The following is a 16,762-nucleotide window of genomic DNA, read 5'->3' as shown; positions in this document are numbered from 1 at the left end:
TTTAATTAAAGGCTTTTGTTAACGTATATACAAAACGTTCAATTAAACGTAAATCTTCTGTAATGATTTCTGCATTACCTTTTATATTTTGCTTAAATGTTAGTTCTTTATTAAATGTTGTATTTAGACCTTTATTAAGATTTATTTTAACTAAATAAAAGTCTTCATTGGGTACATCAGAAATATTAGTTATTTCACCTAATAACATACCATATTCATTTTCAGGGAATCCTAATAATTTAATGTTAGCTGTTTGCCCTAGTTTAACTTTACCTGAGTTTATAATTGGCATTTTGGCGATTCCAAAATAATCTTGCTCGTTGTATTTTGGAATAATTGAAATTAATTTCTCTGAAGGTCCAACATACTGGTTATTTGTGAAATAATTTAAAAAGTTAACTTCTCCAGATACTGTGCTAACTAGTGCATGTTTTTTAATCCATTCTGCGTAAGATAATTCAGTTAGTTTTATAGCTTCTAAAATATCAAGTTCTGAATTTAAATGACTTTCACCTTCACTATGTTTCATATTGCTTCCTTGGCTCAAAAGAGAAGCTTTTTGAGCGCGTATTTGAATTATCCTAGATGTATTACTTTCAACTGTTTTTATAGCTTGTAAATACCTTAGTTCTTTGGACTCATATTCTAATTGCGCAATTACACCTTTATCAAGCAATCTTTTATTTCTATTCAAATCTGTTTTAGCAACCTCTAATTCTTTTTCTGATATTTGTTTGTCTCTTATAGCTCCATTAATAAGACTGTTGTATTGACTAATCCTTAACTCGTTTAATTGTGATTGTGTATTAAAATTTCCGTCATTTTCATGGTGCTTAAATTTCAAGACCGCTTTTACTAAGCTATTGTAGTTTGATTGCATTTCTCCTACATCTAAAATAGGCAAATCAATATCATGCATTTCTTCTAAATCATAATTAATTGCCTTAATCTCTTTTATAATACTATCCAACGTTTTAATATGCTTAATATTTGCATTGCTTCCTATTACAGCTAGCCATTCATTTTTTTTTGCATACTCTTTGTTGGATTTGAATATAGAGTCAATCTTGCCTTCCGTCTTTGTTGCTAAATAAATAGGTGGGTTGTCTGTTGTAATAACAACTTCAGATATAACAATATCTGGATACTTGATAAACCAACTGAGCAAAAGAATTAGTAAAATAAAAATTAAAAAAAAAGTGTTTCCCCAGCTTATTATCGTATTTGGGGGACTTTCCAAAACTTCTTTTACGAAATCGCTTCGCTCATCTAAAAAATCTATTTTTTTCATCTACTTACCGAGTTCTAACTGATTTTTTACTAATCGAAAATAAAAGCCCTGTTTCTCAATTAAATCATTGTGTTTTCCAATCTCTACAATTTCTCCATTATCTATTACAACAATTTGATCAGCATTTTTAACAGTACTAAGCCTATGTGCAATTACTATTGCAGTTCTCTCTTTCATATAATCATCCAGATTACCCATTATTTTTTTTTCATTATTCGAATCTAAGGCACTGGTGGCTTCATCGAAAAACAGAAATTCTGGGGATTTGTATACCGCTCTTGCTATTAAAACTCGCTGCCGTTGACCCCCACTTAAGTTAGCCCCGCTGGATCCTGGTGGCCCAATTCTTGTATTGTAACCCGCTGGTAATCTTTCAATCATATCCTCAATATTCGCTATCTGAACGGACTTAATAAGTTTGGTCTTATCTATAATTCCTTCCGATGTAGATTCTGTTATGTTTCGAGCTATAGTATCAGTAAAAATATATCCATCTTGCATTACTACTCCACATAAATCTCGCCATTTTGAAGATGAAATATTATTCAAATTAGAATTACCTAACATTATTTTACCTTCAGTTGGATTATAAAGCTTAAGTAATAATCGTAACAGAGTGGTTTTACCACTTCCACTTTCTCCAACTATAGCTGTAACGCCATTATGAGGTATGGTTAAATTTATTTTCTTTAAAACCAATGGCGATTTTTGGCCTCCATATCGAAATGAAACATCTTTAAAAATAATATTCTGTTTGGCATTGAATTCTTCTTGATAGAAATCCTCTTCATCTTCATTTTTTTCTAAGTGAACCTCATTCATTCTCTCAAGACTTATTTTGGCGTCTTGTGCTTGTGCGAAAAAACTAACTAAGCTTACGAGCGGAGCATTTAGTTGACCAATGATATATTGTACGGCCAACATCATTCCTAACGTCATTTCGCCATTAATCACAGATAATGCTGCTACATATGAAATGAATATATTTTTAAGCTCATTAATTGAACTAGCACCTATACCCTGTAATTGAGAAAGCTTTAGGCCTTCTAATGAAATTTTATATAATCGAATTCTTATTTCTTCCCAATCCCATCTTCTTCTTTTTTCAGAATTATTTATTTTAATTTCCTGAATGCCATTAACTATTTGAATCAAACTACTTGAGTTGCCGGATGCCTGGTCAAATCGTTTATATTCTAATTGTTCTCTTTTTTTCATGAAAACTAATATCCATAAGATATATAACGTAGCCCCCGCTAAAAAAATTAAGAATATAATGTAGTTATAGTATAATAATATTCCGAGAAATATTATCATATTGAAAACTGAGAAAAGTGTGTTAGGTGATGAAGTAAGAAATGTCTCAATTCGACTAGAATCTTGCATTCTTTGAAGTACATCGCCGGTAATTTTCGAATCGAAAAAATGAATTGGCAGCTTCATCATTTTTATTAAAAAATCTGAAGCAAGTGAAATATTTATTCTTGCCCCTACGATTAACAATAGCCAACTTCTTATAATGCTGACTCCAGCTTGAGATAAGAAAAGAGTTAGTTGAGCGATTAATATAATGTGTATGAAATTAAGGTCTCTATAATTGATGCCTTTATCTACAACGGATTGGGTCAAAAAAGGCAAAATCAATTGGATTATACTTCCCACCAATAATCCTATGAAAAGCTGAACAATGTATTTTCGATATGGTCTTAGGTAGGGGACTAAAGTTTTGAACCCTTTGTTCTTTTGGGTTATAGGCTCAGCGTCATGAAATTTAGGGGTAGGTTCAAGTAAAACCAATAACCCTTCATTAGAATTATTGAGGTATTTTGTATTTTGCCATCCTTCTAAAAAATCCTCTTTAGAATACGTTATTAGACCATAATCTGGATCAGCGACGTAAACCTTTTCATTTCCTACTTTATAAACAATTAGAAAATGACGTTGTCTCCAGTGAGCAATACATGGTAATGGAACTTGTTCTTCAAGAGCTTCCCAAGTAACATTAACAGGTAAGGTTTTAAGACCTATGACCTCAGCCCCTTCTGTTATTCCAGCTACTGAAACCCCTTCATGGGTTAAATGGCAAACAGTTCTTAAATATTCAGCAGAGTAAGTTTTGCCGTAATATTTAGCAATCATTCTTAAACAAGTTGGACCGCAATCTGTACGATCGTATTGTTTGTAGAAAGGGAATTTTTCGATTTTTTTAAACAAACAGTAAAGGCATTAAAAAAAGCATTAATTATAATGCTTTTATTTAAAATTAAAGTTTTAACTATACCTACGACCTAACGGCTTCTTTACCGCTTGTATTCGCATCACAATTACCTGGTCTGTGATGACCGTCAACACAGCAGTGACAAGCGCCCATAATACCACCTGTTAGACCTTCTAGCTCATTTGTCTGATTTTTGCTTAATTGTGCTTTAAAAGCATCTAAATTTAATCTCTTCATCTTTCGTATATTTATTAGTTAATATTAAATTACCACACCAATATATAAAAACTTATATGATTGATGTAAGAAATTTATCGAAACTTGGTATCGGAACTTATAGAATGTCAGAAAATGACCCAAGTCATTTTAGTTCATTGAATTATGCCATTGAGAAGGGAGTCAATTTAATTGATACAGCATCTAACTATCAATTTGGAGATTCTGAAAGGCTCATTGGAAAAGTTTTAGATAGTAACACTAGACAAAATGTATTCATTATTACCAAAGCGGGTTATATAAATGGGGCTGATATTACTGAGTTTTCAAAAATACTAAATACTCCATGGACAATTAAAGTCCGGGACAATTTTCTATACAGTATTGAGCCAAAGTTTTTGAGGGCTCAATTGACAGCTTCACTTAAAAGATTAAATACTAGCTATATTGATGGCTTTCTTATTCATAATCCCGAACATTATTTTGATGTTGAAAATCAAAATCAGAAATTTATATATGACCATTTATTGGAAGCCTGCTCCTTTTTAGAAAAAATGGTTGATGATGGTTTGATAGGTTATTACGGCATCAGTTCAAATGAAATACCTAAAGGTAATATTGATATAGAAAAAATAGTAAACAAAAGTAATTATTTGCCAAATTTCAGATTACTACAATTCCCTTACAATTTAGTTGAAACTAGTGCCTCAAGAAAAAAAGATATGGGTACTTCTTTAATTGATTTTTGCAAAAAAAATAATCTAATAACATTTAGCAATAGACCTTTAAATACAACTTATCAAGGGAAGGTTTTACGTTTAGCAGATTATATGGATGAATATTCAAAAATTGACTTTAGGAAAGAAGAAGTTTTATTTGATGATTTTCTTAGTAGAATAGACGAACAACTTCTTAAATATGGCGAGAGTTCCAAAGCTAAAGATTTTGCTCCAATAAAATTTTTTGTTGAAAATAGAAAAGGCATAGCAAACCCAGAAGCTGTGAATAAGGCTTTTAACACTTATCTAAGACCATTCGTTAATCAACTTCAATTTAATAGTAATGACGTTCAAAAAATAATGAGTGAGTTATTAAATTATTGGCAGCTATATTCTAAAAAATCAATTTCTGAAAGAAGTAAAGGTTTGATGGATTCATTAAAGCTAAAGGGAGAAATTGATCAAAATGATAAAAGGAATATTTCATTAATTTCCTGCGAGAATTATTTAAATCAAGGCATTAATCATGTGCTAGTGGGAATGCGAAAGAAAATTTATATCGATAATTTATCTCCTCTATTGTGAAGAAAACCTCAAACATAATTTTTATAGGAATATTTGTTATATTGATAGTTTTAATTTTATGGGTAAATCATCAAATGAAAAACAATGTCGGAGATATTAATTTTGATTCACAAATCGATGACCCTACTTTTGAAGTATGTGACGAAAATAGGGTTTTTCAATATTATTCGGTAGGCACAAGTTACATCGGAGAGCGCAAAGCTATGCGAGAAGAAATTTTTAACAACATAAAGGATATTAATCTTTCATTTGAAGGAAAAGGAGGGTATTTGACATTTCGATTCCTAGTAAACTGCAAGGGCAAAACAGATAGATTTAGATTTAAATCTGTGAACGCCGATTTACAAAAAAATGAATTTCCATTATCGGATATTAAAATGTTAGAGAAAGTAGTAAGAGGGTTAAAAAAATGGATGCCAGGAGTTTTAAATGACGGTACACCTGTCGATAGTTACTATCAAATTAACTTTAAGATTGAAAATGGCCATATAACCGATATTTTTTAAAATGAAAAAAATTTTTTTAGTTGTCAAAATAGTAATGACTTCCACTATTGTTTTAGCAATTGTGATTTTTGTGTATTTATTTTTTTTTACCTCTAAAGAGCTGCGTTTTTCATTCGCCGAAAAAAAACAGGGGTTATTTCTTTCCCAACAACTCTTTAAAACTCTCATTTTTCAATACCCCGCATATTCAGATGCATATTTTGAAAAGTCTGTTGCATTCAATAAGCGAGGAGAATATGCAGAAGGTTTTTATTTACTAAACAAGGCTGTTGAAATTAATCCAGAAGCTCATTTGGGCTATCGAGGATGGCTTAAGCTTTATAAATTAAAAGATTTTAGAGGAGCTCTATTAGACTTTAAAAGGTTAGATGCTTTGACCCCAAATGTTATTGATGCCCCGTGGGGGGAGAATATTTATTACTTAAAGGGTCTTTCGTATAATGGTCTAGGACAATACAAAGAAGCTATTATTGAGTTTAATAAAAATATTATAACAGAATCAGATTCCTCATGGATTGACCCAAAACTGTTTTTACATAAAGGAATTGCCCTAAAAGAACTCGGTGACAATGAGTATGCACTAGATAATTTAAATGTTTGTTTGAATCACACTTCCAATAGTTCTGCCGAGGCTTTTTACCAAAAAGGTATAGTGCTCAAGAACCTTAAGCAATTTGACAGTTCATTAATTTCTTTTAGAAAATCAAAGCAACTATTTGAAAAAGGAAGGAAGATAAAGGATTTTTATAACGAGATTCCTAATGAACTTTATCTGGCAGATATCCTAAAGGAAATTAGTTCACTAGATGAATAGAAAAGATGCTCTTAAATTTTATAAATTAGGGAGATCTTTACGTCAAGGTTCTCAGGAGTCTCAATATTGTTTTGATTTATCTATTCAATCTGATAATACCTTTTCTTATTCCTATTTTGAAAAGTCGGTGCCATATAATAAACGAGGAGATTACTCCAAAGGGTTTGCGTTACTAAATAAAGCCGTTGAGCTCAATCCTAAAATGCACTTAGGTTATAGAGGTTGGTTAAGATTAATGAAATTTAAGGACTATTTAGGTTGTATTAGAGATTTGGAAGAATTACAAAACATTTCTCCAAAAAAAATGTTCGCTTGGGGTCAAAATATTAATTGTCTATTGGCTATTTCATATTATTCGATAGGAAAGTCGCAACTTGCTTCGTCAAAAATCAATATTGCAATTCAACAAAATTCCGAACTGGCGACTTATTATTTATATAGAGCAATTATAGGTTTGAATTTAAAAAATGAATCTGTCATCGATGATTTGTTGAAATGTATTGATATTAATAATCAGTTTGCTGAAGCTTATTTCTATTTGGGCAAATTCTATATAAAAACTGGGCATAGGATAGAAGCAATATTTAGTTTAAAGAAGGCACTAGAATTAATTGATAAGGGGGAGAAAATGAAAAATCCTTATAATGAAGTCTTCAAAGAAATATATAAGTCAGATTGCAGAACTTTACTAAGACAACTATCTAAATGACGGGAATATTATTGATGATTGAATCTCAATTTTTAAATTATTTCAAATGGTCCGGATATTAAAGACCAAATTATTGAGTTGAAAATTGAAAAAAGAGAATTTTGGCAAAACAATAGGGGAGAGGAACGTTAAGAATTTTAGGCGCGAGAAAATAGATGCGACCCAAGGAGCATTTATTTTTCGGCGAGTTGATGCGGCTGCCTAGCTTGCAATAAAGTTTCTAACAGACCAAGGCTAACGCGCCAGCTGGCTCCTTCGCTAAAAATGTACTTTGGGTATATTTTCTATACGCTCGGCACTGTTCCAAAATTATCTACGTGACAAAAGAAATTAGCCAGTGGCTGATTACTTTTGGTGGCGGGTTGGGGCGTTGGCATTTTTTTGTTTAGCTCACACCATTTTTATTTGTTTTAAAAGGAGTTCGTGAATCTCCTACGATGATTTCGCAGCTGCATCATCTCGCTCAAAGTATACTTTGCCGTATCACTAAAAAAAAAAGAGACTTCAAACAACACCGTGCTAGTAAATGCCAACGCTACAGCTCGCTCAAAATTCTAAAGATTCTTAATCTTCAGAATTTATGCCGTATTTAACATAATGTTAGAAGTACCTAAAGAAAAGCTTCAAACAAGAGGAGAGGTTAGCAAGTGCTTAGAAATTTGCTCGCAGAGAAATTTTAAGCTGTTGCGGCAAGCTGAATAGAAGTTTGTGAAAAATTTACGGGCATATAGTTTCTTGTAGTTTGTGTATTTCAAAAAAATCTAAAAGTTTTGCTTTTTTTGGCGCTGGCCAAGCGGCTGGGAATTGCGTATAAAATAAAATGCCATTTCGCATTTTGATTTTATGAAAGCAATAAGCTGTTGGCCGAGCGGCAATTTGACATAATGACAAATTATGAGTACAGACGAAAGGCTTGTTGACTGGGTTGCAGAATTTCGAAGATTAGAATATATTTTATTCTGTGTGGAAAATTTTCTCGTAGCGTAAATTAAAAAGGCTGATGACCCAGTTCGTAATTCTCATAAAAGCTACAAATGCAAGGGATATTTTACATAATAGAATTATGACTTACAGTTAAGATGTTGAACCTGAAATACGTATAGACCAATCTGTATCATAATTTATATTATGTAAAATAGAAAATATAAAAAGTACTATGGTATCTTTCTACTTATACCCCTTTTCGTTTAAAATATAGTCCGTTACCTCCTTTTCTAACACTAGGTGTTGTGCTAATAGTTCTTTGACCTTCTTCAAGTTTATATCTCCAGATTGGTCCAATAGCATTTCTTGTTGCTGCTGTAGTTCCCTTAATTGGCTCCTCAGTGTTCTTATTTTTATAAAATCCTCATAGCTGTTGGGTTCATATCTATAGGAACAAATTCGCTTGCCAAGACGCATTACCCCTTGGTAACTGCGTTCCAAACGCAGTCTTAACTCTTCTAGCTGATATGTTCGTTCTTGGGTGTCCACGCTATTTATTTACCGCTGTTCCTCCTTGAAATTACAAAAATAACCGCTTCATTTAACTGACATTTATCAGTTGGTATGAATTTAACAATTCGTACCTTTCCTATTGAAATAAAAACAAACAACCCGTTGTACATTTTGAATACTTTTTAGATTTAAAACCGTCAGTTCCAGTTTTTTCTGGAAGACAAAGTATCGAGAACAAGGTTTCATTGCTAAAATTCTGATTCTCTATACTATTTTCCGATACTTCGTATCAAAAAATCACTCGAATTGACGAATTTTCATCAAAATGCAAAATGGGTACATACAGGTAATGATAATAACACATAACATCCATTAAAATAAGAATAGTCCATGCAAATTGTATTTGAATATGATGGCGTAACCGCCAGTGAAGCGCTTGAGGCGCATATCAGCCAAAAACTGAACAAATTAGAAGGGAAATATGACTTTATCATAGATGCCAAGGTGTTTTTAAAGACCACTAAGACCCATTCCCCCACTTCCGGAAAGTCATGCAATGTAAGGCTTAGTGTACCTGGACCTGATATCTTTGCAGAAACGGACGATAAGGACTTTACATCGGCCTTTAACCATACCTTCAAGGAGTTGGAGTCGCAATTAAGCACCAAAAAAGGGAAAATGAAGTCGCATTAGTCAACATGCTTTTATTCTGGCCTTGGGTGTTGCAATAAGACGGACTCGCGAAATTCGGGTGGTCCAGATTTGGCCAAAGGCACTAAGGTGATTATTGATTTTTAAGGTATCTTTAACCATGGATAGACTCCTACACTTCACCGCTAAGGTGGTATGCATTTGGTTTTTGCTTTTGGGCTGCACGGCCATCGCACAGCAAACAAAAATAAAAAATGCCGAAATCAATTTTAGGTTTGTCAGTAAAGACGTTGCGGGTACCATTGGGGGTTTCGTCTCCAATTCGAGCATCAACCTAAATCAGATTGAAGCGTCCACCATAAAAGGTTCCGTTGCCGTGGCCACCCTGGATACCGATAATAGTTTTAGGGATTGGCATTTAAAGCGTGGCAAATACTTTAATGAAGATGAGCATCCGCGTATTTCTTTTGAAAGCACCAATGTGACCGCACAAGGAAATACGGTTGTAGTGAACGGGCAACTAAGCCTCAAAGGTAAAACGGCACCGTTGACCATTACCTTTACAAGTTCCGGTTTCGTTTGGACCGGTAAAGCAAGTCTTTACAGCTCCGACTATGGCATTTCCATCAAAAAACAGCGGGAGGACAATTTGGTGGAGATTACTTTTCGTTTTGAGCTACAGTGAGGGGTTCTTTGGGCTTTTCATACAGCTGTAGAAATTTGGTGAGTCGCTCTGAATAGGGCTTGTGCACCACATCCTGTCGCAATCGCATTTTGCGTTTTTGACTTATCACGGTAGAGGTATCAATCATCATCAATAAGGCCTCCTGTTTTAAGTATTTGGATTTCCGCATCGCCATACGTTCCTCGGCGGTGGGAATATGTGCTTCAACAAAATGCTGCCCAAGGGTCCTATCACTAAACTGTTTTTGATTTTCATGGCTAACGGTCCCTTTGATTTCTTGCGATGAAAGACAACCCATGCCACAAAACAAAAACAGCCCAATAAGGCTTAACTGCTTCATGGAATTTTAATATAGTGTTCTCTTTTTAAAGGTAATGGCTCTTGGTGCATCAACCATAAGTTGAACCTAAATTCAACCAAACATCCTAAAAAACCTACGGTTGGTCGGTATTATTCCACTTTGGTCTTTTTGGGCAGTCTACAAACCACCTATTTTACCGATGAACGGTCAGCGTTTAGGAAAAGAGCTTGTGGTAAATTTTCCCTACCGCCCAGTTGCCCAAAGGAAAATAAAAGGCAAAGAACAGGGCCATGGCCAAGCTAAAGTTTCGTTCCTGTAAAATTTGGTCCAATACATTATTGGGATAGGCGTAGGATGTTTTTAGGGCGTAACCAGCAAGTTCCAAAAGTCCCATCGCAATAAGCCCGTAAGCATATTGGGCATGCCAGCGCAAGCCCCTTAATAAGAGGGAAATAGGCACCATGTAAAGAATATAACAGGTAAAAACCTGCCACCAATAGGTAAACTTGGCCAATTGCAACTGTATCCCCAGCCAGTTCATGGCCAATCCCCAGCCAAAATACAGCACGCAGTAAACCGCAATTAGTTTTTTGTCAACGGCTAGTTGTTGTTTTATATCATGGAGCATCATGTTTTAAATCTCTCGTTTGTCTTTGCTATTCGCTATCCCTTGCTGTTGTTCCTAGCCTTGCCCTGCCCGCTTTACCGCTTATCTTCATGTGTCCTTATGATGTTCATCCGGTTCCAACCGCCCTGCTTTGATCAACAAGACCAACCCAAAGAGGGTAACCACAAGGGATAGGGTTCCCCAACCGGCCCATTGGTACCACAAGACATCAGGTTGGTGCTTTAGGAAACCACTTTCAATACATCCACAAAGGCCGGCCCCAAAAAGGGAAGCTCCTACTCCACCCTGTATTAACCATTTCTTCTTTCTTGGCCCCATTTCTTTATTCCACTAATTTGGCATTGATGATCCGGAGGGCATCACCCACGGTTTTCATCCTGTCCATGTCCTCATTTTCCAACCGAATGTCAAACGCATCCTCCAAATCAAGCACAATGTCCACCAAATTGGCGGAATTAATATTGAGTTCCCCCGTAAAATCGCTGTTTTCCGTAATGCTGTCCACTTTAATATCTTCCGGTAAATAAGCCGCTACAATATTTTTAAGTTGGCTATATTTTTCATTTTCTTTCATAGTTATGCAATATATTGGCTAAAAATAACACAGGCGTTGACATCTCCAAAACCAAAACTTGCCTTTGCGATGGTTTGGAGTGGGGTTTCCCTACTTTTTGTGGGGATACATTCGGCATCAATAAGCGACAGGATTTCTGGATGTATGTCCCCACAGTTCACATTCCCAAAAACCATTTGCCTGTAAAGTTGCATCACGGTAGCCACACATTCAATGCTGCCCGCTGCGGCAAGGCAATGCCCCACATGTCCTTTAAAGGAGTTTATCAGCGGGAAATCACTGCCAGCAATACCTAAAGCTTTGGTCCAATTCAACACCTCTAAACTATCTTTGGTTGTGGCAGTTAGATGCCCGTTAATAGCATCCAATTCCGTCCCGGACACCCCCGCATCCTTTAAAGCCATGCGGATACAGTGTTGCACGGCCTCGCTATTGGGAGCGGTCATACTGCCATCGCCACGTTGGCCGCCACTATTGATGGCGCCCCCTTTTACCTCTCCATAAATAGGGGCGCCACGCTCCAATGCGCTTTCCAAGGATTCCAAAACCAGTGCCCCTGCCCCACTTCCGGGCACAAATCCGGCAGCACTGGCACTCATGGGCCTGCTTGCCTCGGTAGGTCTTTCATTATAGGTGCTTGGCAGGATGCGCATGGCATCAAAACCGCCCCAAACATAGGGTCCGCTATCACTACAGCTGCCCACTAGCATTCGTTTTGCCCTTCCAGAGCGAATACGTTCAAAACCCATGATAAGGGATTCCGTGCCAGTGGTACAGGCAGAGGAATTGGTGGTGACCTGATTGCCAAGCCCTAAGGTTCCGCCCAGATATGCACTGATGCCGCTTGCCATGGTCTGTATGACCGAACTGCTCCCTAACCGTCTAGTTTCACCTTCATCTATCCTATGGATGGCCTCCCTGAATTTGTCCACACCCAAAATGCCCGTTCCAAACACCACCCCACTGTCCCAATCGGGCTTCTCCGCAGAAGCAGGCAACATGCCCGCATGCCGCCAAGCATCCTGTCCTGCGATCATACCGTACACGAGGCCGCTGGAGTTTAATCCACGTTGCTGTACTTTAGTAAAGTATGTATTTAAGTTAATATTTTCAATATGTGGATTACCAGCTATTTGGCATGAAAATTTTAGTTTGCGTAGTTGCGGTTGAAAACGGATACCGCTTGTACCAGAAATTAAGGCCTGTTCAAAAGACTCCAAATTGGTCCCGTTTGGGGAGCAAACACCTAAACCTGTGATGACCACCCTAGTCATGACCTGTTGTTTTTATCATTCCAGCCAAGGTGCCGTGGCAGACCATATCCCCCGAAGCATCATACATCTTCACAGTACATTTGAGCTTTTGAAACCTAAAATAGCGTTTTTCTGCCTGGACTTTTATCGTTTCCCCAGGAAACACGGGCTTTAAAAATTCCATTTCGCTGCTGGTCATAGCGACTTCCATTTTTTCCGTAAGGTGTTGCGATAACAGGTGAATTCCCAGACAGACCAAACCAATTTGGGCGCAACACTCCGTCAATAAAACCCCTGGGGTCACGGGGTAATCCTTAAAATGTCCTTGGTAAAAAGCGGACTCTTTTTTAAAGGTGTAGTGCCCTTCCACATCGTCGTCCGATACCCGTGAAATCCCATCCACGAACAAAAAAGGCTCTTGGTAAGGCAATTTGCTTAAAATCCGTTGTACATCCATTAGCGTAAACTTTCCCCTCCATCCACTTTGATCACCGTGCCTGTAATCCATTTGGCTTCGGGCCTGGTGAGTAAATAGGTTGCATTGGCCACATCTTGGGGCTCGGTTAAACGTTGGTTGGGATTGCGTTGTAGCGCAGCGGACTTTAGTTGCTGATGTCCTGGAATCATGGCAAAGGATTTGGTTTCCGTAACCCCAGCCTGTATGCAATTGGCCGTTATGCCCACCGAGGCGAACTCTAGAGCAATATTCCTCATAATGGCCTCCAATGCAGCCTTAGCGGCAGAAACGGCCCCATAATTGGGCCATGCTTTTTGGTTGCCCTCACTGGTATACGCAATAATTCTGGTATCGGCCGCGAACAGTTTGTTTTGGTGCAACAATTGCACCCAGTGGTACAGGGAAGTTGCCATGGCATTTATGGTGATTGCAAAATCATCTGGTTTTAAAACCGCATCGGCCTCGTTTCCCGCCAGCATCGGCTTTAAATTTCCTTTGGCGATACTGTGCACCAGCGCGTGAATTTTTCCACCATTTAAAGAGGCTATCATCTTAGGTAAAAGGGCTTCGGTTTTTGATGGATTAGTCGCATCCATATTAAAGGAGACCAAAGTATTTCCATTTAAAGCAATACTTCTAAAATTAGATTCAATTTGCTCCAAATCAGACCTTCTATCCCTATGAATGACCATTAATCGATATCCATGGGCACTTAGCTTTTTAGCCGTTGCAAGCCCGAGCCCGCTACTACCACCGAGAATTACTGCCCACTTATTTTCTTTACTACCTTCCATTACCATTCAATAAGCACCCGTTGCGCGGAAAATCCAGGGCCAAAACTTAACACAAGCCCTTGTTCCCCTTGCTGCAATCCTTTGTTCATAAATCTTTCCAGCACATAGAGCACGGTGCAACTGCTCATATTGCCATATGCTTTGAGGACGTTACGCGTTTCATCAATATTCTTTCCCAATGCACCAAAAAGCTCCTCCACGGTCTGCACAATTTTTCGGCCTCCGGGATGAAATACCAAATGGTCTACTTTTTCAATATTGGAACCGTATTTTTCAAGAAAGGGATGTACGATGCTAGGGAAATGCGTTGCGATTACCTCTGGAACACTAGGGTCCAAAATCATTTTTAACCCCATATTGGTAAGGTCAAACCCCATCATGTGGGTAGCGTCCTTAAAATGGTACATTTCCCCACCCAAGATTTGTGGGCCATGGGCAACTTCCTCAGAACTTAAGAGCACACAAGAGGCCCCATCGCCAAAAATGGCCGCGCTTACCATGTTTGCCATGGAATAATCATCTAGCTGAAAGGTGGCAGTAGGACTCTCTACCGCAATGATCGCGGCACGTTTATTTGGGTTGCTTTTTAAAAAATTGGCTGCATAGATAAGTCCGGACACCCCGGCGGCACATCCCATTTCGGTCACGGGAAGCCTAACCACATCTTGTCGCAATCCCAAGGCGTTTATCAGGTAGGCATCCAAGGAGGGAATCATGATGCCCGTGCAGCTAACGGTAATGATAAAATCCAAGGAATCTGCCTTCCAATCTGCGCCTTTAAGGGCTTTGGAAAGAACATCTTGCCCTAGTTGTTTGACCTCACGGACGTAAATATTGTTCTTATCCTCAAAGGAGGTAGCTGTAAATACCTCCATAGGTTCCATGATACTGTACCGTTTGTCCACGCCAGCACCCTCAAAAATCTTTACCACCTTGCGCTGAAAGCGCTCTTCTTGGCCACCCAACCACGACTTGACCAAAGGAATGATGTCCGCAGTTTCCCTACTGTATTTGGGCAGCGCTTTCGCTACCTGTGAAATTCTGACTGTTGTCATAGCTGTTTTTGTCGTTCCCGCTGCATCAGCCATAGATACCTAAAGGCCCATTCCCAGGAAATGGTGTGTTTGGCATGCGGCAATGCTTGGGCATAGCGTTCTAAATCATTTTTTTTAAAGCCTTTGGTGATGGAAGTCAACCCGTCCAACCTTGCTACTTTTGTTTGGATAAACACGAAACTAAAAAGGTTAAACAACCAATAGGCCCATGGGCTGCGTTCCAAATCGTTCACAATCACGGCCAGGTTGGAGATTTCAATAAATTTTTTGGCAAAGGTATTGATTTCCTCATCGGTAAAGTGGTGCATCGTCAAGGTACAAAGGACCACATCACAACTAAAACCTTTTTCCAAGGCTAAAATATCCTGTTTGATGAAGGAAATATTGGAATAGTGCCCCGATTTCTGTCTGGCCAACTCAATTACTTCATCACGCAAATCCACCCCCGTTAAGGCAAGGGTAAAGTCCTCATTTTTAAATTCCTCTGCAATTTTTCTAAGCATTTCGCCATCTCCCGAGCCCATGTCCAAAATCGTATACGATTTCTGGGGGTTGTTCTGGAATACGTTTCGCAAGGCATTTAGGGTGATACCGTAACCTCCAAGTAGCTTATTGCAACGATTGATGTCCTGGTATGCCCTTTCGTAAACCTGGGCCTCCACATTGGGATGGTCCATGATTTCCAGTGCCGTGTTTCGCAGGGAAAAATCCATTACACTAAGATAGGTTTTCCATGGGTGGTTTGGATCATACTTTGTAGTATTTTTTCAGATTTGGCCACACTGCCAATCAACAAATCCGAGGCGCCCCCGTGCATTAAAAGCCGTTGTAGGTTCCTGCCCATCCACAGTCGTCCAGAAAATGCATCCCGCCAACGTTCTTGGTAGGTTGCTTCCAACCGCCTTCTTTCCGCTGCGTGGGTTTGCAGGTGCTCCAAAATGCATTCTGATGCTATTTTTGCGGAATGTATGGCCATGGCCATCCCATTACCGCACAATGGATGTATGAGACCAGCACTGTCACCGCACATTAACATATGGTTTTCAACAGCATTTTTCTTCTGGAAAGATATCTGGGAGATGGTCAAGGGGGCATCAAACACTGGCTTGGCCTCCGATAGAAATTCACCCAAAAACGGGTTTTTCCCCACTACATGGGCATTATAGTCGGCAATGGACCTATATTTTTTAAAACTTTTGAATGTGGCCAAGTAACAAAAATTAACCGTGCCCATTTCCGTTTTTGATAAGCCACCATAGCCCCCGTCAAAATGATGTAAAGCCACCAAATCCTCTGGGAATCCGGGATATTGATAATGGCATTTAACGCCTAACCAAGGGGATTTTTGCTGAATGAAACTACGCCCTAGCCACTTGTCCAAATTGGAACGTTTTCCGTAGGCCCCTATGGTGTGCTTTGCCTGTATGGAGCCTTTTTGGCCCATTAGAATGCCAAACTGATCTTGGTTGAAATCCACTCGGGTTACCACAGCCCTTATAAAATGGACACCCTGTTCTTTTGCTTTTTGATATAGCATTAGATCAAACGCATACCGGCTTATGCCAAAACCTCCTAAGGGCAACTTGGTCTCCAAATATTTCCCCGTTTTGGTCGATAATTTTAGGTTATGGATTTTGGCGATGGGCAGCTCATCCAAGTCCACGCCCAACCACTGGAGATAAGGTAAAATCTCATTGCTTACATATTCCCCGCAGACCTTATGATTGGGATAGCTGTTCTTTTCTACCACTACAACGGAAAAACCTAGTTTATTAAGGTGTAAACTTGCGGAAAGTCCCGCCAATCCCCCTCCGATAATACAAACATCGAATTCAACTTTCATAGCAGCTCCCAAGGTATCGAAAATAA

General features: G+C 38.2%; 20 protein-coding genes. 6 read left to right on the top strand and 14 right to left on the bottom strand.

Going from position 1 to position 16,762, the window contains the following annotated elements:
• Window position 1: 1 nt before the first annotated feature.
• The 3 genes from I595_RS01460 to I595_RS17275 form a co-directional block, all read right to left on the bottom strand.
• Window positions 2-1,291, bottom strand: coding sequence for an HlyD family secretion protein (locus I595_RS01460; protein ID WP_054557611.1), 1,290 nt, complete (start codon window positions 1,289-1,291; stop codon window positions 2-4).
• Window positions 1,292-3,493 carry a peptidase domain-containing ABC transporter gene (locus I595_RS01455; RefSeq protein ID WP_054558004.1) on the bottom strand — a complete coding sequence of 734 codons (2,202 nt, stop codon included), beginning with the start codon at window positions 3,491-3,493 and terminating at the stop codon, window positions 1,292-1,294. It lies immediately after the preceding gene.
• Window positions 3,494-3,572: 79 nt separating this feature from the next.
• Window positions 3,573-3,746 (bottom strand): hypothetical protein, encoded by a 174-nt coding sequence (locus I595_RS17275; protein WP_157449618.1) that lies wholly within the window; start codon window positions 3,744-3,746, stop codon window positions 3,573-3,575.
• Between the two features lie 56 nt (window positions 3,747-3,802).
• Between I595_RS17275 and I595_RS01450 the strand changes: the two genes are divergently transcribed.
• The 4 genes from I595_RS01450 (at window position 3,803) to I595_RS01435 (ending at window position 7,058) form a co-directional block, all read left to right on the top strand.
• Entirely contained in the window at window positions 3,803-5,029 is a 1,227-nt protein-coding gene (locus tag I595_RS01450) for an aldo/keto reductase (protein WP_083467454.1), read from the top strand.
• A gap of 74 nt (window positions 5,030-5,103) precedes the next feature.
• Window positions 5,104-5,535, top strand: coding sequence for a hypothetical protein (locus I595_RS01445; protein WP_157449617.1), 432 nt, complete (start codon window positions 5,104-5,106; stop codon window positions 5,533-5,535).
• A gap of 1 nt (window position 5,536) precedes the next feature.
• Window positions 5,537-6,349 (top strand): tetratricopeptide repeat protein, encoded by an 813-nt coding sequence (locus I595_RS01440; RefSeq protein ID WP_054557608.1) that lies wholly within the window; start codon window positions 5,537-5,539, stop codon window positions 6,347-6,349.
• Window positions 6,342-7,058, top strand: coding sequence for a tetratricopeptide repeat protein (locus I595_RS01435; protein WP_054557607.1), 717 nt, complete (start codon window positions 6,342-6,344; stop codon window positions 7,056-7,058). Before I595_RS01440 ends, I595_RS01435 begins: the two co-directional genes overlap by 8 nt.
• 1,167 nt (window positions 7,059-8,225) lie before the next feature.
• Here the strand turns inward: I595_RS01435 and I595_RS01430 are convergent.
• Window positions 8,226-8,531, bottom strand: a complete 306-nt coding sequence (locus I595_RS01430; RefSeq protein ID WP_054557606.1) for a hypothetical protein — start codon at window positions 8,529-8,531, stop codon at window positions 8,226-8,228.
• A 354-nt stretch (window positions 8,532-8,885) separates the two neighbouring features.
• On the opposite strand from I595_RS01430, the gene hpf reads away from it, so the two are divergent.
• Together hpf and I595_RS01415 are read left to right on the top strand one after the other, a co-directional pair.
• On the top strand, window positions 8,886-9,188 hold the full coding sequence (hpf, locus tag I595_RS01425; protein WP_054557605.1) for a ribosome hibernation-promoting factor, HPF/YfiA family: 303 nt from the start codon (window positions 8,886-8,888) through the stop codon (window positions 9,186-9,188).
• Between the two features lie 118 nt (window positions 9,189-9,306).
• Window positions 9,307-9,831: a YceI family protein gene (locus tag I595_RS01415; protein ID WP_083467453.1), complete on the top strand. Its 525-nt coding sequence runs from the start codon at window positions 9,307-9,309 to the stop codon at window positions 9,829-9,831.
• Here I595_RS01415 and I595_RS01410 read toward each other — a convergent pair.
• From I595_RS01410 to I595_RS01365, 10 genes are all read right to left on the bottom strand, one after another.
• Window positions 9,806-10,171: a hypothetical protein gene (locus I595_RS01410; protein ID WP_054557602.1), complete on the bottom strand. Its 366-nt coding sequence runs from the start codon at window positions 10,169-10,171 to the stop codon at window positions 9,806-9,808. The genes I595_RS01415 and I595_RS01410 overlap by 26 nt on opposite strands.
• A 175-nt stretch (window positions 10,172-10,346) precedes the next feature.
• Window positions 10,347-10,760, bottom strand: a complete 414-nt coding sequence (locus I595_RS01405; RefSeq protein ID WP_245628201.1) for a hypothetical protein — start codon at window positions 10,758-10,760, stop codon at window positions 10,347-10,349.
• Window positions 10,761-10,847: 87 nt separating this feature from the next.
• Window positions 10,848-11,078 carry a hypothetical protein gene (locus tag I595_RS01400; RefSeq protein ID WP_054557600.1) on the bottom strand — a complete coding sequence of 77 codons (231 nt, stop codon included), beginning with the start codon at window positions 11,076-11,078 and terminating at the stop codon, window positions 10,848-10,850.
• 4 nt (window positions 11,079-11,082) lie between these two features.
• Window positions 11,083-11,334 (bottom strand): acyl carrier protein, encoded by a 252-nt coding sequence (locus tag I595_RS01395; RefSeq protein WP_054557599.1) that lies wholly within the window; start codon window positions 11,332-11,334, stop codon window positions 11,083-11,085.
• Between the two features lie 2 nt (window positions 11,335-11,336).
• Window positions 11,337-12,608, bottom strand: coding sequence for a beta-ketoacyl-[acyl-carrier-protein] synthase family protein (locus I595_RS01390; RefSeq protein ID WP_054557598.1), 1,272 nt, complete (start codon window positions 12,606-12,608; stop codon window positions 11,337-11,339).
• Window positions 12,601-13,044 carry a 3-hydroxyacyl-ACP dehydratase FabZ family protein gene (locus I595_RS01385; protein ID WP_054557597.1) on the bottom strand — a complete coding sequence of 148 codons (444 nt, stop codon included), beginning with the start codon at window positions 13,042-13,044 and terminating at the stop codon, window positions 12,601-12,603. The genes I595_RS01390 and I595_RS01385 overlap by 8 nt, the downstream gene beginning before the upstream one ends.
• On the bottom strand, window positions 13,044-13,838 hold the full coding sequence (locus tag I595_RS01380; RefSeq protein WP_157449616.1) for an SDR family oxidoreductase: 795 nt from the start codon (window positions 13,836-13,838) through the stop codon (window positions 13,044-13,046). Before I595_RS01380 ends, I595_RS01385 begins: the two co-directional genes overlap by 1 nt.
• Complete coding sequence (locus I595_RS01375) at window positions 13,838-14,893, bottom strand: type III polyketide synthase (RefSeq protein WP_054557595.1); 1,056 nt, start codon at window positions 14,891-14,893, stop codon at window positions 13,838-13,840. The genes I595_RS01380 and I595_RS01375 overlap by 1 nt, the downstream gene beginning before the upstream one ends.
• Window positions 14,890-15,606: a methyltransferase domain-containing protein gene (locus I595_RS01370; protein ID WP_054557594.1), complete on the bottom strand. Its 717-nt coding sequence runs from the start codon at window positions 15,604-15,606 to the stop codon at window positions 14,890-14,892. The genes I595_RS01375 and I595_RS01370 overlap by 4 nt, the downstream gene beginning before the upstream one ends.
• Window positions 15,606-16,736 carry an NAD(P)/FAD-dependent oxidoreductase gene (locus I595_RS01365; protein ID WP_054557593.1) on the bottom strand — a complete coding sequence of 377 codons (1,131 nt, stop codon included), beginning with the start codon at window positions 16,734-16,736 and terminating at the stop codon, window positions 15,606-15,608. The genes I595_RS01370 and I595_RS01365 overlap by 1 nt, the downstream gene beginning before the upstream one ends.
• Window positions 16,737-16,762: the final 26 nt, after the last annotated feature.

This window comes from Croceitalea dokdonensis DOKDO 023 (assembly GCF_001306415.1).
GTDB classification, from domain to species: domain Bacteria; phylum Bacteroidota; class Bacteroidia; order Flavobacteriales; family Flavobacteriaceae; genus Croceitalea; species Croceitalea dokdonensis.
The sequence above is the reverse complement of the archived record's forward strand: the minus strand, read 5'-3'. Positions and strand labels throughout refer to the sequence as shown.